The 22,924-nt window shown below is 68.1% G+C and carries 17 protein-coding genes; 3 read left to right on the plus strand and 14 right to left on the minus strand.

Annotated features, from left to right (window positions below; translation table 11 throughout):
- Window positions 1-36: 36 nt before the first annotated feature.
- The 8 genes from ACNJ7K_RS23525 to ACNJ7K_RS23560 form a co-directional block, all read right to left on the minus strand.
- On the minus strand, window positions 37-1,134 hold the full coding sequence (locus ACNJ7K_RS23525; RefSeq protein ID WP_487042248.1) for an LLM class flavin-dependent oxidoreductase: 1,098 nt from the start codon (window positions 1,132-1,134) through the stop codon (window positions 37-39).
- A 54-nt stretch (window positions 1,135-1,188) separates the two neighbouring features.
- Window positions 1,189-1,614 (minus strand): nuclear transport factor 2 family protein, encoded by a 426-nt coding sequence (locus tag ACNJ7K_RS23530; RefSeq protein WP_120282555.1) that lies wholly within the window; start codon window positions 1,612-1,614, stop codon window positions 1,189-1,191.
- A 145-nt stretch (window positions 1,615-1,759) separates the two neighbouring features.
- Window positions 1,760-2,485: an SDR family NAD(P)-dependent oxidoreductase gene (locus ACNJ7K_RS23535; RefSeq protein ID WP_120282556.1), complete on the minus strand. Its 726-nt coding sequence runs from the start codon at window positions 2,483-2,485 to the stop codon at window positions 1,760-1,762.
- Complete coding sequence (locus ACNJ7K_RS23540; RefSeq protein WP_159418362.1) at window positions 2,482-4,455, minus strand: LLM class flavin-dependent oxidoreductase; 1,974 nt, start codon at window positions 4,453-4,455, stop codon at window positions 2,482-2,484. Before ACNJ7K_RS23540 ends, ACNJ7K_RS23535 begins: the two co-directional genes overlap by 4 nt.
- A gap of 74 nt (window positions 4,456-4,529) precedes the next feature.
- Window positions 4,530-6,167: a long-chain-fatty-acid--CoA ligase gene (locus ACNJ7K_RS23545; RefSeq protein ID WP_487042249.1), complete on the minus strand. Its 1,638-nt coding sequence runs from the start codon at window positions 6,165-6,167 to the stop codon at window positions 4,530-4,532.
- A complete protein-coding gene (locus tag ACNJ7K_RS23550; protein ID WP_487042250.1) occupies window positions 6,164-7,204 on the minus strand; it encodes an LLM class flavin-dependent oxidoreductase in 1,041 nt (346 codons plus the stop codon). Before ACNJ7K_RS23550 ends, ACNJ7K_RS23545 begins: the two co-directional genes overlap by 4 nt.
- 119 nt (window positions 7,205-7,323) lie before the next feature.
- Window positions 7,324-8,076, minus strand: a complete 753-nt coding sequence (locus ACNJ7K_RS23555) for an SDR family NAD(P)-dependent oxidoreductase (protein WP_455408769.1) — start codon at window positions 8,074-8,076, stop codon at window positions 7,324-7,326.
- Window positions 8,077-8,281: 205 nt separating this feature from the next.
- On the minus strand, window positions 8,282-9,871 hold the full coding sequence (locus ACNJ7K_RS23560) for an acyl-CoA synthetase (protein ID WP_487042251.1): 1,590 nt from the start codon (window positions 9,869-9,871) through the stop codon (window positions 8,282-8,284).
- A 253-nt stretch (window positions 9,872-10,124) separates the two neighbouring features.
- Here ACNJ7K_RS23560 and ACNJ7K_RS23565 point away from each other — a divergent pair, with 253 nt between their 5' ends.
- Window positions 10,125-11,600 carry an ABC transporter substrate-binding protein gene (locus tag ACNJ7K_RS23565; protein WP_487042252.1) on the plus strand — a complete coding sequence of 492 codons (1,476 nt, stop codon included), beginning with the start codon at window positions 10,125-10,127 and terminating at the stop codon, window positions 11,598-11,600.
- Between the two features lie 22 nt (window positions 11,601-11,622).
- Here ACNJ7K_RS23565 and ACNJ7K_RS23570 read toward each other — a convergent pair whose 3' ends face one another.
- Together ACNJ7K_RS23570 and ACNJ7K_RS23575 are read right to left on the minus strand one after the other, a co-directional pair.
- Window positions 11,623-11,928, minus strand: coding sequence for a type II toxin-antitoxin system Phd/YefM family antitoxin (locus ACNJ7K_RS23570; RefSeq protein WP_159418357.1), 306 nt, complete (start codon window positions 11,926-11,928; stop codon window positions 11,623-11,625).
- 132 nt (window positions 11,929-12,060) lie between these two features.
- A complete protein-coding gene (locus ACNJ7K_RS23575; protein ID WP_487042253.1) occupies window positions 12,061-12,465 on the minus strand; it encodes a pyridoxamine 5'-phosphate oxidase family protein in 405 nt (134 codons plus the stop codon).
- Between the two features lie 146 nt (window positions 12,466-12,611).
- On the opposite strand from ACNJ7K_RS23575, the gene ACNJ7K_RS23580 reads away from it, so the two are divergent.
- Both ACNJ7K_RS23580 and ACNJ7K_RS23585 read left to right on the plus strand, forming a co-directional pair.
- Entirely contained in the window at window positions 12,612-14,015 is a 1,404-nt protein-coding gene (locus ACNJ7K_RS23580; RefSeq protein ID WP_487042254.1) for an FAD-dependent oxidoreductase, read from the plus strand.
- 108 nt (window positions 14,016-14,123) lie between these two features.
- Window positions 14,124-14,462 (plus strand): tautomerase family protein, encoded by a 339-nt coding sequence (locus tag ACNJ7K_RS23585; protein ID WP_268655692.1) that lies wholly within the window; start codon window positions 14,124-14,126, stop codon window positions 14,460-14,462.
- A gap of 9 nt (window positions 14,463-14,471) precedes the next feature.
- Here the strand turns inward: ACNJ7K_RS23585 and ACNJ7K_RS23590 are convergent, their stop codons facing one another.
- The 4 genes from ACNJ7K_RS23590 to ACNJ7K_RS23605 all read right to left on the minus strand — a co-directional run bounded on the left by ACNJ7K_RS23590 (window position 14,472) and on the right by ACNJ7K_RS23605 (window position 22,734).
- Window positions 14,472-15,620 (minus strand): glycoside hydrolase 5 family protein, encoded by a 1,149-nt coding sequence (locus ACNJ7K_RS23590; protein WP_487042255.1) that lies wholly within the window; start codon window positions 15,618-15,620, stop codon window positions 14,472-14,474.
- A gap of 75 nt (window positions 15,621-15,695) precedes the next feature.
- Complete coding sequence (locus ACNJ7K_RS23595) at window positions 15,696-19,856, minus strand: TIGR02680 family protein (protein ID WP_487042256.1); 4,161 nt, start codon at window positions 19,854-19,856, stop codon at window positions 15,696-15,698.
- Window positions 19,853-21,247, minus strand: a complete 1,395-nt coding sequence (locus ACNJ7K_RS23600) for a TIGR02678 family protein (protein WP_487042257.1) — start codon at window positions 21,245-21,247, stop codon at window positions 19,853-19,855. The genes ACNJ7K_RS23595 and ACNJ7K_RS23600 overlap by 4 nt, the downstream gene beginning before the upstream one ends.
- Complete coding sequence (locus ACNJ7K_RS23605) at window positions 21,244-22,734, minus strand: TIGR02677 family protein (protein ID WP_487042297.1); 1,491 nt, start codon at window positions 22,732-22,734, stop codon at window positions 21,244-21,246. The genes ACNJ7K_RS23600 and ACNJ7K_RS23605 overlap by 4 nt, the downstream gene beginning before the upstream one ends.
- Between the last annotated feature and the right edge of the window lie 190 nt (window positions 22,735-22,924).

Below are 22,924 nucleotides of genomic sequence, written 5' to 3' on the forward strand. Positions count from 1 at the left end.
GGTGCCCGAGGTTTCGGGCACCGCCCGGGTCAGGGGTCAGGCGTTGGCCGGAACCGGTGCCTTCATCTTGTGCAGCTCGGGAACGACCTTTTCGCCGTACAGCTTCAGAGCTTTCTCGGCCTGCTCGATGGGAAGGCCACCGAATGCGAACGCGGCGTTGGCGAAGAAGTCGCCGATCTTCTCGTGCCGGGCCGCGTACTTCTCGACGATCTGCTCCGGCGTGCCGTAGACGTTGGCCTCCACGTAGGCGTCGGCGGCGGCCTCCATGCCGGCTTCGCGGATCATGTCCGCCCCCACCTGGTACGTCTCGTAGCCCTTCGTGTTCCGCCAGTGCTCACCGGCGAAGTCGTAGTGCTTGATAACCGAAAGGAAGTAGCGGGCGACGTGCTCGTAGGCGAGCCGGCGGGCCTCCTCGGCGTCCTCGTGGCAGATGACGAAGTCCTGGATGACGGGCGGCAGCGGTTCGGTGTCCCAGCGCTCCCGGTACAGGTCGCGCCAGCGATTGATCGTCTCGGCGTGCTTTTCGAACTCGAACTGCATGAAGGTCATCATGCGGACGCCGAGGTCGGCGATGACGGGCACAGAATCGGGCGACATCGCCGCACCGAACAGACGGTCGCGACCCCACTCGTATGTCGGGTTCGGGGCGGGCCGGATCTCCACACGTGACTGGGGGTAGAACTCGCCTTCCGGGTTGTCGACGACACCGGTGCGTAGGCCCTCGATGGTGATCTTCGCGCCTTCGATGAACCGTCCGCGGGCCTCGTCCATGGGGATCCCGAAGGCGTCGTACTCCATCTTCGCCAGGCCACGGCCCATGCCGTAGAGGGCGCGACCACCGGACATCATGTCGAGCATCGTCATCTTCTCGACGACGCGCACCGGGTTGTTCCACGGCAGGATCACGGCGCCGGTGCCGAGCTTGACCGTCGAGGTGCGCGCGGCGAGGTACGACATGATCTGCATGTTGTCCGGGCACATCGAGTAGTCGTCGAAGTGGTGCTCGGCGGACCAGACGGCGTCGAAGCCGTACTTCTCCGCGTCGACGCCCATGTCGAGCTCGCGAGTGAAGACTTCCTGGTCGCTGACGTTCTCGTGGTAGTTCTGGAAGACCAGCAGCATTCCGACGTCCATGGACGTATCTCCTTGTGTAGGTGAAAGAACGGGATGGGAATGGAGAGGTGTGGGTCAGGGTGCGAGGAAGACGGCCCGGGTGTGTTCGGTGTCGAGGAACTCCTTCACCGACCGGATCAGTCCGTCTCGGACTTCGAAGACGAAGTGGTAGAGGTTGTTGTAGACGCGGCCGTTGTTCATCTCCGAATACGACTCGGTCTCCACCGCGACGCGGTCGCCCTCGGCGGTCCATGCGAGCGGAGTCAGCGCGATCGCGCCGGTCTTCGTGTTCGCCGACAACCCCGAGAGCATCGCGCGGAATTCTTCCTTGGTCTTGGTGCCGGAGATGCCTTCGATGGTGCCGGCAACCCACCAGGTCGCGTCGGGGGAGAGATAGCCGAGGATCGCTTCGACGTTGCCGGTGGAGAAGACCTCCATGAATTCGGCGATGAGCTTCTTGTTGGCCGCTTCGAGGCTTCCGGCACTCGCGACGTTGTCCATCTGAGCTCCTTGAAGAGGGGAATTGGACGAATCCTGCAGCGGGGGAACGAGTTTCTGTGCTGCCAGGGTCGAGAGTAATCGGATTTCTGTGGTGTGGGTCACGCGAGTTCTCCGGTCGTTGTAGGTCGCTACAACGACCGGAACCTCAACTACGCGAGCTGAACGAGCTCATCAGCCCGCCATCGGTGGCCACAATGCTGCCCGTCATGTAGGGCGCATCCGCGACACCCACGACGACCTGCGCAATCTCCTCGGGCCGGCCGGTACGGCCCATGGGAATGGCAGCGACGACCTTCTCGCGGGCACGCCCTGTGAGCGCCGAGGTCATGTCGGTATCCACGAAACCCGGGATGACCAGATTCACCCGGATGTCGCGCGGAGCGAGTTCGACGGCCAGCACCTGGGTCAACCCGCTCAGCCCGGCCTTGGCCGCACCGTAGGCTACATCCCCGGGAAAACCCCGGAAACCCACCACCGCACCGACATTGATCAGTGCGGCGCCGGCGTCGAGTCGCGGCACCACCGTACGCGCGAGTTCGAACGCCCCTGTCAGGTTGGTCGCGATCACCTCGTCCCAGTGCTGCCGGGACAGATCGCCGATCCGTCCGCCGCGGTGCACGCCCGCGGCGTTGACCACGACGTCGAGCGAACCGAACCGGTCGAACACCTCGGCCACCCCACTGCCGACCGAGGCCGAATCGCCGATATCGGTATGGATTTCGACCACCCGATCGGGATGGGTCCACTGCTCGGTGGCCGGTTTGCGAGCGAACACCGCGACGCGGTCCCCGCGAGCGGTGGCAGCCTCGACGACGGCGCGGCCGATGCCGCGCGAACCACCGGTGACCAGCCAATTCTTCGAGTCGCTCATCGGTTCAGGAATCCCGTCAACTCGGCGAGGTAGCGGTCGCGCTCCTCGAGGAAGGGCGCGTGCCCGCTGGACGTGAATTCCACGACCTCGGCTCGCGGGTTGAGCGCAGGTACGGCTTCGGCCGCGGAGAACGGAACGAAGTTGTCGGCCCGGCCGTGCAGCAACAGGATGGGCACCTCGAGGGAGGCGATCTCCTTGCGCAGATCGATCGTGGCCAGATCCCGCAGCGAGTCGTCCCCGCGGGGGCCCATGGCCATGAACATGTCCCAGATCGAATCGAGCACGGCCTCGCCCGGATTCTCGGCGCACACCGCCGCAGCAACGCCGCGGAAGGTCTCGGCGCGGTTGGCGGCAGCCGACGCCAGGACGCCTTCGACATCGGCGACGCTGCCGCCGTGCGGCCAGTCGTCGGTGGCGGTGTAGCGGGGAGAGGCGCCACCGGTCAGGACCAGCGCAGACGCCCGTTCGCCGAGCTGGGCGACCGCCGCGGTGGCAACCGCCCCGCCGAGCGACCATCCGTTGATCACCGGCCGGTCGAGATCGAGATGATCGACCAGGCGCACGATGTCCGACGCCAGCGCCTCGATGGAGACGTCGTCGAAGTCCTTGTCCGAGCGTCCGCAGCAACGCAGGTCGACGGTTACGACCTCGTTGCCGTTGGCGCGCAGGGCCGGCAGGGTCGTGTCCCAGGCCCGAGTGGTGGCACCCCAGCCGTGGATCAGGACGATCGGCCGTCCGTCACCGCGGTGATGTTCGAAGTAGATGCTGCGGTCGTTCTCGACGGGCAGAAATCCCATGGTGTCCTCCTGTGCGAGTGGGGAAGTGGGGTAGGTATGGATTTCGGGTACGGATGTCGCAGTGTGCGAGTCGGATTCGCGCAGCGCGCGGGGGACGACGGGTTCGCGTCCGCGGAAATGCGGGATGACGTGTTCGGCGAACAGTTCCAGCGAGCGCATGACCTTTTCGTGTTCGAGTCCGCCGAAGCGCATCCAGCAGATGAGGTGCTGCAGACCGGTCTCGTCGTGCAGGGTCTCGATCTGGCGGATCAATCCGTCGGGCTCGCCGACGTAGACCACGCCGCCTTCGCGCAGGCCGTCGACGGTCATGCCCCCGGCCTCCTCGCTGGCGGTGACGAGCTGGGCGTAGCGTTCGTAGGTGGCCGGCACGTCCGGTCCCTGCGGCACCGCGGTGAGCGCAGCGTCGAAATACCAGGTCAGGGCGTCGTGTGCGTTCTCGACCGCCGCGTCCTCGGTGTCGGCCAGGTGAATCTGCCAGTTCATGGGGAAGTCGAGGTCGAGGATGTCGCGACCCAGATCGCGCAGCCGCCGTTTGGCGTCGACGACGAAGGTGTTGAGCTCGGGCATCGTCATGAGCGTGGGCGTGACGAGCATGTTGTAACCCTGGTCGGCAGCCAGATCCAGGGTTTCGGGACTGATGGACGCGATATAGATCGGCGGAGTGGGTTGCTGGACGGGCGCAGGCCGGCAGTCGATATCGACGAGGTCGAAGTGCTTACCGTGATGGGAGAACGGTGCTCCGACCGGCTTGCTCCACAGGCCTCGCACGATCTCCAGGGCTTCGACGAACCGCTCGCGGCTCTCGCTCTGCAGATGTCCCACGCCCATGTTGTGGAACTCCTGCGGCTGGTAACCACGACCGACCCCGAAGTCGAGGCGGCCGCCGGACAGGACGTCGACCATCGCGTAGTCCTCGGCGATGCGGACCGGCCAGTCGAAGGTCAGGTTGCTCACGGCGATACCGATGCGCATCCGCTCGGTGCGAGCTGCGATGGCCGCCGCCGCGACCTGTGGCGACGGCATCGAGCCGTAATCGGTTCCGTGATGCTCGGCCAGCCACACCTCGTCGAAACCGAGCTTCTCGGCGTAGGCGATCTGGTCGAGCATCTCGCGGTAGGCCCGCGCGAAGTCGTGGTCGGGGCATTCGAGGACGTAGAAGATCCCGAACTTCACGGTGTTCCTCCTCGGGACGACGGATGCCCCCGGATCGGTGGGCCGGTGGACCCGACGCTAGAGCGAGGGCGGCCTCACCCGGGCGAACCTGCGGTCGAGCTGTTGTGGGTATCCACAAACAACCGGTCTCGGACGGTGCTGCGCAGGCGTTTCTTGTCGAGTTTGCCGACGCTGGTGCGGGGCAGGTCGTCGACCACGACGATGCGCTCGGGCAGCCACCACCGCGGCACGATCGCGGCGAGCGCGTCGGCTACGGCATCCGGAGCGAGCATGGTTCCCTCGGTGGGGCACACGAAAGCCAGGGGACGTTCCTGCCAGCGTTCGTGCGGCACCGCGATCACCGCGGCTTCGGCCACACCTGTGATGGTGGTCAGTGCCTGTTCGAGGGCGAGCGAGCTGATCCACTCACCGCCGCTCTTGATCAGGTCCTTCGCCCGATCGACGATGGTCAGATAGCCTTCGGGATCGATCGTGGCGATGTCGCCGGTGCGCAGCCAGCCGTCGACGAACGCCTCCGGGTGCTCGTCGCGGAAGTAGTTTTCGGCCACCCACGGTCCCCGCATGAGCAGTTCGCCGCGGTCGATGCCGTTGTGGGGAACTACAGTGCCCTCGTCGTCGACGAGCTTCCACCGCAGTCCCGGGAGCAGCCGTCCCTGCCTGCGGATGTAGGAATATCGCAGTTGCGGGTCGTCGTCGGCGGTTCGTGGCGGTCGGGCGAAGGTACCCATCGGCGAGAGCTCGGTCATGCCCCAGCCCTGATAGGCGCGCACATCGAGGTCTTCCTCGATGCTGCGCACCAGCTCCGGGGTCGGGGTCGACCCACCGAGGACGAGTGCGCGCAGGCACGTCAGATCGATGCCCGAGGACACCGCGTGTCGCACGAGGTCTACGGCGACCGTCGGCACCATGCCGGTGTAGGTGACCTGTTGCTCGGCGAGGATGGTGGCGATGTCGGGCACAACCGGATGCTCGCCGGGAAGCACCTGGTTCGCGCCGGTCATCAGGGCGGCGAAGGGGATACCCCATGCGTTGGCGTGGAACATCGGCACCACGTGGCAGACTGTGTCGCGTTCGCTGATCGCGTGGCCGTCGGCAAGGCAGGCCGTGAAGGTGTGCAGGTACAGGCCCCGATGCGAATACCCGACGCCCTTCGGTGATCCTGTGGTGCCCGAGGTGTAACACAGTGCGGCAAGGTCGTTCTCGTCCCGTGGCACCGGCTCGGAGAGTGGGTCGACGGCTGCGGCGAGCGCGTCCAGGTTCGGCAGGCCATTGCCGTCCCCGTCGGTGGTGAACACGGGCATGTGGGGACGTTGCGCGCGCGTCGCGTCGAGCAGGGGAAGCAGGGAGGAGTCGACGAAGACGACGCGGTCGTCGGCGTGGTCGACGATGTAGGCGATCTCGTCGGATTCGAGCCGCAGATTGACGGTGTGGAGAACAGCACCGGCCAACGGAACCGCCATGTACAGCTCGAGATGACGGTAGTGGTTCCACGCGAGGGTGGCGACCCGATCACCGGGACGCACGCCGAGGTCCACGAGCGCCGCTGCGAGCCGCAGCACGCGGTCGGCGTACTCGCCGTAGGTGTATTCGAAGACCTTCGCGCCGCCCTGGTATTGGGTGATGGTCTTCGTGGAGAACAGATCTCGCGCCCGGTAGAGGAAATCGGTGATCACGAGGGGTGTGGCGGAGCCGGTGGTCGGCGCCGGGGTCATGCGGATACCTCCTGTCGGGCGGCGGCGACCGCTGCGCGTACCTGTGGGATCACCTTGGAGGTGAGCAGTTCGATACGTGCCGAGCCGCTGTCGACGGATTCGCCTGGCAGTTGCGCCCAGAAGTGAACGTCCTTGATCTGCGGGCGTGCCACGAGCATCGCGGTCAGTTCGGAGACCGCGATGTCGGCGTCCCACAGGGCGAACGAGCCCGCGTCGAGCAGGTCCTGGGGAGTCGCGAAGGTCGGGACGGCGTCCGGCGGACCGAACGCGCCCATCTCGATGTACCCGTTGATCTGGTACAGCGCGTGCTCGCCGATGCGTGCCCATTCGCGTTCGGGATCGTCGGCGATCACCGCCCATTGGCCGGCATAGATCCGGCCGTCTTCGCGTGAACGACCGACACGATCGAGGGCGTCCAGATACATCTCATGGTGGGCGTTCTGGGTGCTGAGATAACCGTCGGCAATCCGAGCGGCCCGTTCGATCGCCGGTTCGGCCATTGCTCCGACGAGCAGTTGCGGGGTGGATTCGGGTCGCGGGGTGACGGGCAGGGCGGGGAAGTCGTAGCGCTTGCCATGGAATTCGCCGCACTCACCCGACCAGGCGCGACGGATGAGATCGAGACCCTCCTCGAGCAGACTCGGGCGGTTGCGCAAGTTCTGCCCGAAGGCGGCGAATTCCGGCTTCCAGTAGCCCTGCCCGACCCCCAGATCGAAGCGACCCGCGGTGAGCAGCGAGAGGGTCGCGGCGTCCTCCGCGAGGCGGATGGGATTGTGTAGCGGCGAGACGATGAGATTCGTGCCGATGCGCAGCGAACGGGTGCGTGCTCCGATTGCTGCGGCGAGCACGAACGGCGACGGGGTGTAGCCGTCGGCCATGAAGTGGTGCTCCGTCAACCAGACCGATTCGATGCCCCGGGCCTCGGCCCAGGTGATTTGTTCGAGGGTCTGGGCATAGAAGTCGGTGAACGTCCGCGGCCACCGTTCCGGGTTGCGGAAGTCGTACCACAGGCCGAACGTGCAGTTCTCATCGTTCACGGCGCATCTCCTCGAGCTTCGTCGGCGGGCTTCGGGTATGTCGTGGATCACACGATGCCTTGCCGAGGCTGCACGGTGAAGCGCTCCGTGCCGCCGCCTTTGTGGGCGGATCCAAAGGATCAGAAGTTGCCCTTCGCCGCCCATCCGCCGTCGACGGGGTAGATCTCGCCGGTGAGGAAACTGCCCTCACGCATGAGATACGCGACCATCGATGCGATCTCCGTGGGTTCGCCGAGACGTCGCACGATATGGGCGTTTGCGTTGGCCTGCCGCATCTCGTCGGTGATGTCGGCAAGAATCGGGGTGTCGATCGTGCCCGGGCAGATCGCGTTGATGAGGATGTTCTTCTCGCCGTACTCGAAGGCCGCCTGCTTGGTCAGCGAGACCACCCCGCCCTTCGCGGCGGAATAGGACGCCAGGTTCGGCAGTCCGCGGAGCGCGGCCATGGACGCGATGTTCACGATCCGTCCGCCGCCGCGTTCGATCATGTGGGGAATTACGGCCTGCATGCCGAGCCACACGCCCTTGAGATCGGTGCCGACGACGTGGTCCCACGCCTCTTCGGTGAGTCCGACGACGCTGTCCTCGCTGAGCATGTTGACCACGCCCGCGACGTTGGCGAGCAGGTCGACGCGGCCGTGGCGCTCGACGACCTCGCGGACGACGTTCGCCCAGTTGTCCTTGAGCCGCACGTCGAGATGGTGGGCTTCGGCCTTACCGCCGAGTTTCAGGATCGTGTCGACGGTGCGGGTCGAATCCTGGATGTCTGCTACGACGACGGTGGCGCCTTCGCCGGCGAGACGCTTGGCGGTGGCCTCACCGATACCCTGTGCGGCGCCCGTGACGATTGCGATCTTTCCGTTCAACGACATCGTTCTCTCGTTTCTGTCCGTGGAGTCGGGTGGAGGAACAGGATCGAGTCCTGTGCCGCCAGACGCTACGAACGCGAGGGTCCCGATGGTGAGAGAACTGTGACGACGATTGGAGAGCGGAACAACGAAAGTGCTCCGTGCAACGATTCGAGGTTGATGTTGTTTGCGATTTCCCACCGGATCTCGCGAACAACATCGGTCTCGATCAGCCCCGGACGAGTCTGGTGCGGGTCGGGCCGTGGTCGTCCCAGTACTGCTCGCGGATGTGGCGTTTGTAGAGTTTGCCGTTCGGGTCGCGCGGCAGGTCTGGCACGAAGTCCACGCTGGTCGGGCACTTGTAGGTGGCGAGTTCGCGTCGGCAGTGGGTGAGCAGCTCGTCGGCGAGCGTGTCGGAGGCGGCATCGGGATCGACGAGTTGCACGACCGCCTTCACCGCCTCACCCATGTCCTCGTCGGGGACCCCGATGACGGCGACGTCGAGGACGGCGGGGTGCCCGATGAGCACGTCCTCGGCCTCCTGCGGGTAGATGTTGACCCCGCCCGAGATGATCATCAGAGCCTGGCGATCGGTGAGGTAGAGGTAACCGTCGTCGTCCAGATAACCCATGTCGCCGAGCGTGCGCCAACCGTTGGGGTGGGTGACACCGGCGGTCTTCTCCGGATCGTTGTGGTACTCGAACGGCCGACCGCCCGCGAAGTACACGACGCCGATCTCCCCGGGCGGTAGTTCCTCGCCGTCCTCGCCGACGATGTGGCATTCCTGCATGGGCCGGCCGACGGAGCCGGGATGCGCGAGCCATTCCGTCGCCGATATCTGGCTGGCGCCGACATCCTCGGTGCCCGAATAGTATTCGTGCACGATCGGACCCAACCACTCGATCATCCGGTGTTTCACCGAGACCGGGCACGGCGCCGCGCCGTGCGTGACCTCCTGCAGCGACGACAGGTCGTAGCGTGTCCGCTCGTCGTCGGAGAGTTTGAGCATGCGCACGAACATGGTCGGTACGAACTGCGCGTAGGTGACGTGGTGCCGTTCGATCAGTTCGAGGCAGTGCAGCGGATCGAACCGTTCCATCACCACGACGGTCGCGCCGAGGCGCTGCGCCGACATGCAGAACGCCAGGGGAGAGCCGTGATACAGCGGGGCGGGGGACAGGTAGACGCTGCCCGGTCCGATGCCGCGCGCCGCGACGCCCTGTGCGATCAGCACCGGCGGCGCGGTGGGATCACCGAACGAGGTGCCGGGCAGGGGTTTGCGAACTCCCTTGGGGCGACCGGTGGTTCCTGACGAGTACAGCATCTCGCGACCCTCGACGGACTCGCCGAGCGGGAGCGGGTCGTGACCGGCGAGGATCGCGGCGTAATCGTCGAAACCGGGGAGAGTGCCGTCGGTGCACACCCGGATGTGGGCGGCCGACAGTTCGAGTCCGTCGACGACATCGGTCATCGACTCCGAGGTGATCAGTGCGGCCGCCCCGGCGTCGTCGAGGATGTACTGGACCTCCGACTGGCGCAGATGCCGGTTGATCGCGGTGTAGTACAGGCCCGAGCGCTGGGCGGCCCAGGCGACTTCGAGGAAGGCGCGGGAGTTCTCCATGAGGATGGCGATGTGGTCGCCGGGTGTCAGTCCTCGATCGCGCAGGTAGGTCGCGAGTCGCGCGGATCGGTCGTCGAGTTCCCGGTAGGTGACCACCTCGCCCCGTCCCATGACGATGGCCGGCACGTCGGGGGTGTGCCGAGCGTGCGCGGCGGGGGTGAGTTCGAGCTGGGTCGGATCAGCGGCCGATGCCGTCATGGGGACCTCCGGACATTCACTCTGCGTTACAAGAAGATTATTCTCTTGTGTGAGAGTATCGTTTCGATCCGGTCGTGGCCAGGCATCGACCGCAACCGATGTTCCACCCCGAAGTCCCGCTGCCACAGGCACTGCCGGTGAAGGAGTCCCGATGCTGCACCACCTACGTCGTCGAACCCGACGCACGATTTCGGCGGTCGCCGCGGCCGTGTCGGTGGCTCTGGTACTCACCGCCTGCGGAAGCAATGGTTCCGTGGCCACGGCGGACGCGGAGGTCGGTGACCCGGTCCACGGTGGGACGGTGCGCATCGTCCAGGGCGGGGAGCCGCGTTCGCTCGATCCCGCGACCCTCGTCAACGCCTGGGTCTCCAACAGTCTCATCGGCAACGCCCTGTACGGCACGTTGCTGGTCAACGACCCCGAGACCGGCGAGCCGAGCCCCGTCCTCGCGGAATCGTTCGACACCACCGACGGTGGCACCACCTTCGAACTGACACTGCGTGAGGGCATCACCTTCACGGACGGCACCGCCTACGACGCCGAGGCCGTCCGCCACAACTGGGACCGGATGCGCGACCCCGCCGCGGGCTCGCCGTCGTTGATCCAGGCATCACAGATCGAGGCACTCGAGGTCACCGACCCGCTCACGCTGCGGGTGACGCTGCGGGCACCCAACCCGCACTACGGCCAGGCCGTGCTGTGGAGCGGGTTGAACTGGATCGCCTCCCCGGCCGCACTCGACGGCGGCCGGCAAGCGTTCGACGAACAACCCGTCGGGGCCGGTCCGTTCACGATGACGCAGTGGCGGCGGCAGGACCGGATCATCCTCGAACGCAACCCCGGATACGAACCGACGCCCTATCTCGACGGCATCGAACTGATCCACAACGGCGACACCAACCAGCGGATCAACGCGGTGATCGCCGGGGAGGCCGGCGTCGCCATCGAGGGCAGCTGGGCGTCACTCGGCCGCGCCGAGGACGCCGGGCTCCGCACTCTCGTCCAGCCGACGGGCGGCGGGCAGTTCCTCGCCCTGAACACCCGGCGGGCGCCTTTCGACGACGAACGAGCGCGACGCGCTCTCGCCCTCGCCATCGACATCGACGCGCTCAACGACGTCGTCTTCGCCGGACGCGCGGAACTCCCGCGCACCCTCTTCGACGAGTCGTCACCGTTCCACACCGACATCGCGGTCCCGGCACACGACCCGCAGGCCGCGCAGGAGCTGTTCGACGAACTCGCCGCGGAGGGCCGACCGGTGTCGTTCACCTTCCTGGCCTACACCTCCGTCGAGAACAAGGCAGTCGCCGAAGCGGTGCAGGCCCAACTGAGCGCGTTCGACGGTGTCGACGTCCGGGTCGAGGTCCTCGAATTCGCCTCGGCGTTGCCGCGGCTCAACACCTACGACTTCGACGTCGCGATCACCTCGGCCACGATCCTCGATCCTGATACCGCCCTGTGGTCGAACTTTCACGGCGACTCGACCGGCAACTTCACCGGCATCGACGACGCGGAACTGAACACTGCCATCGACGAGGGGCGACGCGCGGCCGATCTCGACGCGCGTATCGCCGCCTACGAGATCGCGCAACAGCGCATCGTCGACCTGAACCCCGTCGTGTGGTACATCCGCACCGCCCCGGCCGCGGTCCTCGGCGACGGCGTGCACGGCGTGCAGATGTACGGGATGGGATCGATCCGTCCGGAACTGCTGTGGACGACGGGCTGACGACCCTCCCGCATCGCGAAGGTCAGCGGGAACGCTGCCGCTTCTTGCGTTTCTTCTTCTTGTTCTTCGTGCGCCGGCGCGCGGGGGCCGGGCGCGGTTCGTCGGTCGGCGCGGCGGCCTCGAGCAGTACCCGCTGCATCTCCCGGCGCAAGCTGTCCATGAGCTCGGGGGAACGCAGCAGGAAGGTCGCCTCCTGCAGCGCCGCGTAGCGGTCCTGAGAGATCAGCACGCCCGTGCCGCGTTTGCCGACGATCTCGACGGCGACGGTGTCGTCGTTGACCTCCCGGACCAGCTCACCGAGCCGCTTGCGTGCGGCTTTCACGGACACGGACGTTGATGGCACTCGCGGCGACTCCGATCTGTTCCCCCGACGCGGGCATCCTTTCATCACCGATGTCGGATTCGGGGGCGGACACGACGGAAAATCCCTTCGAGGTCACAACGGAAAGTCCGTTCGATGTCACAGAAGCGCGCGCACGGAGCGGGGCAGCGCGGTCGAGGACCCGGTGATGCGTGTTCCTTCTCGCCCGGCGCGACGGATGTGGCCACGCCGAACAACACGGCACTGCGGTACTTCATGCTGTGGTCGAAGGCCGACCGGGCGAAGACGAGCCCCGTCGAGATGCGTCACCGCGACCGACACCTCGATTCCGGACCGCGCAGCGAGGAACATGCCGGCGCCGGTCGAGCCGTGCAGCAGCAACCGGTCCTCGTCGCGACCCATGGCCATCGGCAGCACCACGGGCGATCCGTCGCGGACGAAACCCACATGCGCGATGCGGGCCTCGTCGAGGAGGCGGTGCAACACCGCTGGATCGTCGGTGCGGCGTTCAGGTTTGCGGGTCAGGCGCGTGCGGTCGCACATGGCACCGATCGAAGCAGTGCCGCCGCGGCCGGGCAACCGGATTCCGAATCGAGTAGTGCGCTACTCGCGACCGTCGACGATCGCCACCACAGACTTCGTGTACAGGCACGAAGTGCGACAGTCGATCGGACGACGGAGATGACGAGATGAACAAGATCGGTGACCACGCAATCGTTCTGGGCGCGAGCGTCGGTGGTCTGCTCGCGGCCCGCGCGCTGGCCGAGTCCTACGACGCGGTGACAGTGGTCGAACGCGACGTCCTCCCGTCCGGTGCAGAGAACCGTCACGGGGTACCGCAGGGGCGGCACGGCCACGGGCTCCTGGCCCGCGGTGCCCGCACCATGGACGAGTTGTTCCCCGGCATCCTCGACGAACTGATCGCCGACGGCGCACCGGTGATCGCCGACGGCGACCTGTCGGAGATGCACTTCGTCCTCGGTGGGCACCGGCTGGCATCCTCGGGCCGGTTCCGCGACCGCCGAGCCACCTACGTGCCGAGTCGGCCGCTGCTCGAACACCATGTCCGGCGACGCGTCCGCGCCATCCCGAACATCACCCTCCTCGACGGACATAACGTCGGCGACCTGGCGACGACACCCGACCGCTGCCGGGTCACCGGGGTGCAAGTGGGCAGCCGCGAGGGTGTTCGGACCATGACGGCGGATCTGGTGGTCGACGCGATGGGACGGGGCGCCCGCACCCCGGCGGGCCTCGAGAAACTCGGCTACGGGCGGCCTGCCGAAGAGCACGTCGTCGTCCACGTCGTGTACCGCAGCCAACTGCTGCGACTCGCGCCCGGCACACCGATGGAGAAGATGGTGCTGATCGGTGCCGTACCGGGACGCCCCTCGGGCATGGCGCTGTTCGGCTACGAGAACGACACATGGCTGTTCACGGTCGCTGCGATGGCCGGTCGCGAACCGCCACCGAGCCTGGACGGCATGATCTCCGCCGTGGAGGCGTACGCACCCGACCACGTCGTGGCCGCGCTCCGTACCGCCGAACCCCTCGGCGAGGTGGCACAGCACAAGTTCCCATCCAGCCAGTGGCGGCACTACGAACGGATGCACCGTTTCCCGGACGGGCTGCTCGTCTTCGGCGACGCGATCTGCAGCTTCAACCCGATCTACGGTCAGGGCATGACGGTCGCCGCCGTCGAAGCGATGTCGCTGCGGGAGTGCCTGCGGCGCGGCGAGGACGACCTGTCCCGCAGGTTCTTCCGGGCCGCAACGAAACCGATCGGTGCTGCGTGGCAGCTCGCCGTCGGCTCCGACCTGGCGCTACCCGAGGTCGAAGGACCCCGCAGCGTGCAGACCCGGCTCGGCAACGCGTACGTGGCGCGGGTCCTGGCCGCCGCCGAGAACGATCCCGTGGTCGTCGACCGATTCCTTCGGGTCAGCAGCCTGATGGATCCGCCCGGACATCTGATGCATCCCGCGCTGGTGGGCCGGGTATGCGTAAGCAACCTCCGGCGACACCGGAGAACCAGCGGCGAGCCCGCGGCCGTCCCCAGCGAGAGGCGGAGGAGCTTCTCGGCCGTCCGCAGATGAATTCCGCCTCTGCCCATTGCACAGGGGTTCTCCGACGGGTAGAAGTGTCGGATGCCCAGCACGCTCATCGAGGTTCGTACCCGCCACGACCGCTAGGTCGAGACCGGCATGATCGACGCAGTCCACGACGCGCTCGTCGCCGCCTTCCGAATCCCGGCGGCCGACAAGCACATCCGGCTCGTGGTTCACGAACCCGAACGCTTCGCGGTGCCGCCGACCCTGACCTCGCCCGAGCTCTACACCCTCGTGATCGTCGACTGCTTCGCCGGGCGCAGCGTGGACGCCAAGCGTCACCTCTACCGCGAGATCACCGAGCGGCTGGGCGCATTCGCGATCCCCGCCGACCACGTGACCGTGATCGTGCGCGACATCCCGACCGAGAGCTGGGGGATCCGCGCCGGACAGGCTGCCTGCGATGTGGACCTCGGCTTCACCGTCGACGTGTGAGGACTGCTCTTATGGAGAGAACTGCGCGTTGGGGAGGGTGGAGGGTTCGAGGGACCCGAGATCCTCGACCACATCCCACAGTGGGTCGTCGAATCCGATGTCGTAGGTGCAGTCGCCTTCCCTCGGGTCGGGCACGAACGCCCACAGCAGTGCACCCGCGGTGCCGGCGGCGCGTTGGCCCTCGATCTTCGTGGTGATGTGGTCGGCGCGGTCACCGAGCGCCCCGCAGGACCCGGCGAGTTCGCCGATCTCCGCCACGAGCAACGGCTTTCCGACGGCTGCGGCCTGTGCGACCCGCCGGGCGAGGCCGTTCCACTGATCACCGGGCAACGGCACGGCGTCGGCACCGTAGTCGTGGTACTGCACGGCATCGACATAGGGAGAGGCGCTGACGAACTGGTATTCGTCACCCTGGGTTCCGCACTGGCCACCCCCGGTGTAACCGGCCGTGATCAGGGTGCGAGGGTCGACGGCGCGCAGTTCGGCGCCGGCCGTGTCGAAGAAGTCGCGCAGCACCTGCGCGGCGCCGGGTTCGCACGACCGGGTCCACCACTGGCACGCGGCGTCGGTGCACGAACTCGTCTCCGGTTCGCCGATCAGCTCCCACGCCGCGAGGGACGGGGAGTTCCGGTAGCGGGCGACGGCGGTGTGCATCCAGTCGCGGTAGCTCATCACCACCCGCTCGTGACCCGGGGTGAATTCGGTCCACCCATCGACGTACCACTGCCGTCCCTTGAAGACCTCGTCCTCGCACGCGCCGTCCTGCGGTGCCAGGACCGGCAACAGCATCTGATCGTGCGCTTCGGCGGCCGCGAAGACCGCGTCCATCGGTCCGAAGTCGAGCTGCCCGGTGAACCGGTTGACGGCCAGCGCCTGGAAGAGGTTGAAGCGGGTGAGCGAATTCGGGGGCAGTGCACCGAAATAGGCATCGAGGTCGACCATCGCTCCGCATCCCCAGTTCACCGACCAGTCGGTGGCGAGTTGGTAGGCGTTGAACCCGGTGGGCCACCAGGCCCGACCGTCGAGCGCGAAACCGTCCGGCGACGCGGTCACCCGCGCGCCGGGCTCCGGTGCCGCTGCCGCGGGGCTCGTGCCCAGTAGCAGCCCGGCCACGGTCGCAACGCCGACGATGAGTCTGGATACCCGAAGCCTCGTCATCTTCGGATCGTAGGACCGCGACGCAGGTGAAAGCTCCGATCGAGGCGGAACACGCCGCAGTGACCGTCGTCACGATCAGGCGAACTCGAGAGCCCCCTCCACCGGACGTGTAACCCGCCGGGTCCGCGGGGATCCGAGCGCGCTCTCCAGATCCGACCCGTCGTGCTCGGCGAGCAGTTCGCCACCCGACCACACCAGCAGCGTGGTGGCGACGGTGTGCTCGGCCACCGAATGCGACAGGTCGTAGTGCGCACAACCTGGCACGCCGGCATAGGTGATCCACAGGTCGAAACCGGTCATGAACAGATCGAGGTCGAATTGCACGGACAGACCGAGCAATTCGCTGCGGCCGGTGTCGTCGACGCCGGCGAAGGCCTCGTCCAGGGCGAGCAGACGCGGCGCATGCGGGTCGGCGGAATCGAGCATCACGTGCGCTGCGGCGAACAACGGCAGGTGCAGGGAGACGGACTGCTCGCCACCGGACAGCGCCGAATGTCGGGCCGGGGTGAGCCGGTCCTCGCTGCCGTCCGCACCGACGAGACTGAACGAGAACACCCGCCACCGCCGGTAATCCAGCGTCGCGGCGAGGATCTCAGGGTACGACCGTTCCGGATGCGCAGCCCGCTCCGCGCGGATCCGCGACGCGAAATGCGCGCGGATCCCCGCTAGATCCTCCGGAGCCAGCATCGACGCGTCGCGGTCCAGAAGCTTGCACACCGCCCGCGCCGGCTCGTCGAGATGGTCGGCGAGCACCCAGTGCACCCCGATGGTGTTGCCCGAGGACATGTGCCGCTGCCGCATCTCGGTACCCATCCGGGCGATGAGGTCGCGGGCGTCGACGGTGCGTTCGTGGATCTGCTGCGCGAGACCGGTGAGCAGCGCGTCCTCGAGGATGCGCCGTTCGGAGTCGGTGAGCAGAGTTTCCTGTTCCTGCCGCGCCCGCGCGATGCGCTGCGCGAACGCCGCGACGGACGTATAACCCTGTTCGTCCTGCACCTGCACGACGGTGATGCCGTCGGCGGCATCCCAGTGCAGCCGGTAGTCGCGGCCCCGGGCGAGTTCGGCGTCGAACTCCTGCAGTGCGGAAGTCAGTGCCGAGGCCATGGACTTGCGGGTCGACTCGGAGGCCGTGACCGACTCGGTGGCGGCGTCGAGTGCCCGGAACAACGCGAGGACCGCGGTGGGCAGCACGTCGACCGTGTCGTCGGGGGACTGCCGGATCCGGTAGGCCAGCTGATCGGCGTCGAGCCACGCGGCCGCGCTGGACGGCCACACGTGCTCGCTCTCCACACCGAGCAGGGTCAGCAGGTCGCGCCGGGCGAAGGGCGCCAGGGCATCGGCGTCGGCGCGGGCCTCGGTGAGCGCCGACCGCAGCGTCTGCTCGGCGCCCGTATGGGCGGCCTCGGCCTTGCCGATCCGTTCGAGCGCCGATTCGTGGGCCTTACGTGCGGTCCGCTCGGCGGTCTTCGCCACCTCGATCCGGCGCCGGGCCTCGTCGAGCTGGGCATCGATCCGGTCGGCGCTCGCCCCGATCGACTCGCGGAGCGTCTCGAGCTTCTGCTGCTCGTTGGCCAGCGTCTCGGCGTTCTCCGCCGCGAGCTCGGCCGCATTCTCGGCGGAGACCCGCGCCTCGTCGAGCCGAACCTCGGTGTCGCGGAGGCGATCACCACAGGTGACCTGCTCGCGCAGGGCGCGCTGCAGGGCCTGGCCCTGCGAACGGAAGTGCCGCACGGCCGCGTCGAGACTGTCGAGTTCCGTCGCGGTGAGCGGCGCCCGGTGCCGGCCGGCGGTCGAGCGCAGGTGCTGCTCCTTGGTGGCGACCGCGGCGATCGCCTGGTCCAGGTCGCGATCGGCGGCAGCCGCGGATTCGGATGCGGTCCGCAACGCGCCGGCGCATTCGGTGACCTTGCGCAGCGCCGCGAGCACGGATCCGGTGCGCGGCAACGACTTCGCGGCCTCGTCGAGTGCCGTGATCCGGTCGCCGATCTCGCGGTCCTGCTCGCGCAGCGACTCCACGTCGGCGCGGCACTCGGCGATGGTCGTCTCGAGTTCGACGATGCGACGCTGCCGGCGCCGGGCGCGGGCGGTGGCTCCGATGAACTCGGCCTGCTCCTTGACGTGGCGACCGAGCTGCACTCCCTGACGGAACCCGCCGTGCGCATCGACCGACACCCGCGCGTCCGGACGGGGATCGGTGGCCCACGCGATCGACGACAGCACCGCGGCGACCCGTTCCTCGGGCACGGCCGTGTCGGATTCGGGAACGAGCACATCCGTGAGCGTGGGGCCGCTGGGGCGGTGCTCGGGCGCGAGCGGCACCAACAACTGCTCCGACTCGATGTCCGGCAGGTCGCCGGCACCGTCGGTGATCCACCCGTCGAGCAGGTTCGCGGCCTGCAATGCCGCTTCGATACCGGCGGCGTCGTGCGCCGACACGTCGTCGCGGAACCGGACGAGCTGCCACAGCGGCGCGCCGACGAGATCGTCGCGGCTGCCGGTGCGGGCCGGGAACGCCGGGGGAGCGTCGTCGCGTTCGGCCGCGACGGCGGTGCGTTCGGTCTCGAGTTCGGCGATCCGGGTGCCGAGCGACTCGATCTCCGAGGCGCACACGCGACGCCGGAACCGCAGGTCGTCGAGCACGGGCCCGGTGTGATCGGCGAACACCGCTGCCGGGGACGGGGCATCGTCCTGACCGACGGTGCCGAATGCGGTGTCGAGCGCCTCGAAGGCCGGAGTGGACACACCCACGGCGGCGAAGGTCTCGGCGCGATCGGACCACCACCGGCCCAACTCGGCGGCGACCTCGCTGCGGGACAGCTCGACCATGGTCTCGGCGGCCTCCACCGCGGCCGACGCGGTGTCGCGTTGCGCGCGGGCACGCACCGCGGCGGCCTCGGCCCGCGACCGCGCGGCGGTCGCACCGTCGAGCTGGGACAGTGCGTTGCGCACCGCGCGCACGTCGGCGTCGCGTTCCTCGGCGAGCGCGTCGATCGCGGCGTTGAGCTGCTCGGTCCGTGCGGTGCCGTCGAGGCCTGTCCACGTGATGCCGGCGTCCTCGGCCGCCGCACTCAGCCCGTCCTCGGCGCGGCGACGTGCCGCCGTCGCCGTCTCCAGCGCGTCGCGGGCACTGTCGTGGTCGCGGAGCCGGTCGGCCACGACGGTCTGGGCGCGGTTCGCCTGCTCGGCCTGCGCGGCGGTGGTGCGCTCGAGGTTCTTCACCGCCGACGCGAGGTCGTCGAGCTGCTGTTTGCCCTCGTAGGCGCTCGAGCGGTGCAATGCCTCGAGGGTGGTGCGTGCCTGTTCGTGGTCGCGTTCGGCGACCAAGAGCTGTTCCTCGGAGGTGGTGCGCGCGGCGGCGGCTTCGGTGCGGGCCTCGGTCGCCTCACGCAGCGACCGGACCGTGGTGTCCACCACCCCGAGACGGGTGGCGACCTTGTCGACGGCGGTGCGGGCCTGCTGACGGAGGTACTTCGAATACACCTTGACGAACTGTTGCGCCGCATCGTCGGCGGCCGCGAGGGATTCGAGGGTGCGCTCGACCTCCTCGATCGCGGAGAACGAGCGGGCGGCCTCGACGATGAGATCGTCGTCGAGGGGGCGAAGGCCGTCGGTCAGCGCCTGCGACAGGCCCTTCGGGTCGAGGTTCTTGGCGAGCTGGGGGCGGCGCAGCGTGAGGATCAGGTTGATCAGCTGGTCGTAGCGTTGCGCGCCCAGACCGAACATGCGCGCGTCGATCGCCGCCCGGTAGTCGACGGGACGATCGACGATCGCGTCGGCCCCGATCTGCTCGACCAGTTGCTTGCGGGTGAGCGGCCGGTCCTCGTCGTCGAGCAACGAGAAGTCCACTCCCACACGGCCGTCGACGACGAAATGCCAGCGGGTGACCTTGTCGTTTCCGCGGGTGGCACGCATCCCGATGCCGACGGTGACGGCTTCCGGGTCGTCGGCGCGGCCGCGGCAGAACTCCATCCACACGTACGAGTGGGCGCTGTCCTGCCCTCGGTACAGCAGGTTCGAGCGCATGGTGCGCTCCTCGCCGGCGAACGGGTTCAGCCGTCGCGGTTCGATCCGGCCGTCGAGCACGAACGGGAACAGCACCTCGAGCGCCTTGGTCTTGCCCGACCCGTTCGGTCCGCGCAGCACCAATCGTCCGTCGGCGAACGAGAACTCCTGGTCGCGGTAGTCCCACAGATTGATGATCCCGGCACGCGTGGGGCGGAATCGGGCGCTGCTCATGAGATCTCCGTCGGGGTCGTATTGGGGGCGGGAACTGTCGGTGGGGTGGTGGCGGGGAACAAGTCGATCTCCGGATCTCGTTCGCGCACACTGACCGTCACGCCGCGGAAGCGGGCGATCGCGGGCAGGACGAGCACCCCGCCGGGAACCCGGGCCACCAGGCGCAGTCCGTCGAGCATGTCCACCGCGGCCTCGGCCAGTCCCGCCGGGTCGGCCTGCCACTGCGCGGCGAAGGTCCGGCCGTAGATGTCGACGAGACGACCGACCGTGCCCCCCAACCACGAATCTTCGAGCAGTGGATGCTGGAGCGGGGCACGAGTGTCGTCATCCTTCTCCTGCTCGTCGGGGATCGGGTTGTCGGACGCCGCGAGCGGGGTGAACACCGTCGACCTCGGGATCGCGGAATCGACCGCCGCGACGAGGACGTCCTGCGTCTCCGCAGGCACCGGCATCCGTGGAGGGGTCGGGCCGTCGGGATCGAGGATGCGATCGCACATCTCCCCGGCCAGCAACAGCGCGACCTGCGCGACCGTCCCCGTGTTCGGGAACCGCACGTCCGACAACCGTCCCGAGGTGTCCACCAGTGCAACACCTTCGGCGCGACGCTCACACACCAGGCCGGTGAGCAACTCCACCTTGTCGGTGGTGCGCGGCAACGCCAACTGCAGCGCTTCGTCGTCGTCGAGATCGTCGGCGTACACCACGGGACGCTGCACCAGCGCGCGTCGTACCCGCCGCCGTACCTCCGCCGTATCCGAATGCGGGGCACCGGCATTGCCGAGCAGACCACGCACCGATTCGAGATGCTGCAACGCCCGTGGCGGCCGGAACAGAGCGTGCACGACCGCGCGGTCGACGTCGTAGAGCGCCTCACCGCTGTCGGGATCGCTCGCCCACCTGCCCGCATCACCGTCGGCGAGGGTGATCGCGCCGCGCACGCCGAGCCAGGTCACGGCATCGACGAAGGCATCGCGATCGGCGGCACGTTCGGTATCGAGCTCGACGCCGTCCACCCGGCTCGCCTCGGACGCGACGTGCTCGGCGAGTTCGGACAGCGTGATCTGCCCGGCGCCGCGACCGAGCGCGGCGATCGCCAAGGCGAGATAGGCATAACGGCGCCGGTCGAACGGCCGGCCGGTGTGCGTCGACGTACCCGCCCCCGCGTCGAGGCGATCGGCGACGGTGAACAGCCGCGCGGTGGTCTCGGTGACCTCGAGCCGGTATCCGAAGGTGGCGAGCAGATCCTCGCGCAGTTCGGTGGCCCAGCGGCGCACCGTCGCCAGCGCCGACCGATCGGGGAAGGTCGCGGTGACGAGATGGTGGGTGAGCACCAGTCGTGCGGCGCGCTGATACGAATCCAGCTCGACGGACGGGATCGAACGCGCCCTCATCGCACCTCCACCGACAGACCGTCGAGATACAGGCGTCCGCGCGCGGTGTGCACCACCGTCGACTCGCGGCTCGGTCGGAGCGTGAGCTTGACCCCGTTCTGCGTACCCGAGGAGGAATCGTCGCTGCGCACCCGCCCGCTCACGGGCACGCGGGCCGACAGTGCGGCGTCGAGCAGGCTCAACAGCACCTCCGCTTCCGGTTCGCTCAGCTTCCGTTCGCGCACACCTCCGGCGGCGAGGGAGCGCGCCGCCTCGGCCCGGCGACGCTGCTTCTCGAGCTGCGCCTCGCGCAGCCGCCGTACCCCGGCGTCGTTGCGCTGGATCCGCCCCGGCGCTCCTGCTGCGGGGCGCCGGCCGGTCTCGGCGAGGGTGCGGGCGATCTCCACGGGAGGCGCCTCCCACCACGACCGGGTGACCGGCACGATGTCGGCATCGGGCTGGGCGACGGAGAAGTGTCGGGGCCGGCCCAGGTCGAACACCGCGCCGAACAGCGCGTGCGCGGCCGCCTCGGACGGTGCGGCAGCGAACCAACCGGCGAGATGCCGCAACTGCGACTCGCGGCTGACACCCCCGCGCCGCTGCTCGGTGAGCCGCCGCAGCAACCCGAGCACCGCGGAGATCGCATTGATGGTCGCGCCGCGCAGGCGTTCGGATTCGCTCGGTTCCGAGCCCACACCGACGAACCAATGTTCGATTCCCCACCAGCGCTGCGCCCAGTCCGCTTCGCGTTCCTCGAACGAGAGCAGCACCCGCTCGTCGTGCCGGGCCGCGGCCGCCGTGAGCTTCTGGACCCCGGTGGCCTGCACCCGGTCGAGCGCCGCAGAGAGCTTCGGGGCATAACGGGCCAGATCGGTGCTGAACTCGCGCATGTGGGTGAGCAGCGCGTCCTTGTGGGCGAGGAAGGTCTCCGGAGTGACCTCGGTGGTGCGCACCAGCTCGCCGAGGACGAGATAGAAACGGGCGGCGCGCTCGGCCATGTCCGACAACGTCGCGTCGAGGCGGCTCAACTTCCGGTAGACCAGCTCGCCGTCGCCGGCCGCGTTCGCGTCGGCGAGATCGTTGAGATCGGCAAGCAGATCGGGAAGGGCCAGACGCGACAGCGAGACGTCCTCCCCGCGGGAGGACAGCACGTCCTCCACGGCGCGGAACACCCGGTAGCCTGCCTGCCCGAACTGGTAGACGTAGTGCCGGTTGCGGTACTCGGCGAGCGTCGCCGCCCGGGACCCGTCGTAGCTGCGTTCGAGCACACCCCACGCGTGGAGCTGTTCGAGCAGCGCCGGGATCTCGGAGGAATCGGGCACGTCGTCGCCGCTCGCTCCCGGGAGCCGGGTGAGGACGTTCTCGACGTCGCCGGCGTGCAGCAGCACCGAGTAGTTGCCGCGCGCATGATCGAATGCGCGAAGAACCCACAGGTAGTGCACCCTCTTCTCGGCCGTGGCGAACGAGAACAGGCGCAGGCGGTCGTCCCGCACCAACGCGTCCTCGATCGCGCCGAACCGCGCTCGGCCTGATTCACTCACCGTGACAGGTTAGGCGGCGCAACCGACGGGTCCGGACAACACCCGGGGTGAGTGTCGGCACGATCGTTGCCCGATGGACGCCCCGATCCGCGGTGGCGGCCCGCCCCGAGCCGTTACGGTCGAGGCGGTGCGCTCGGCAACGGCAGTGCACCCGGAC

The sequence above is a fragment of the Rhodococcus shunpengi genome, from assembly GCF_048381395.1.
Classification (GTDB): Bacteria; Actinomycetota; Actinomycetes; order Mycobacteriales; family Mycobacteriaceae; genus Rhodococcus.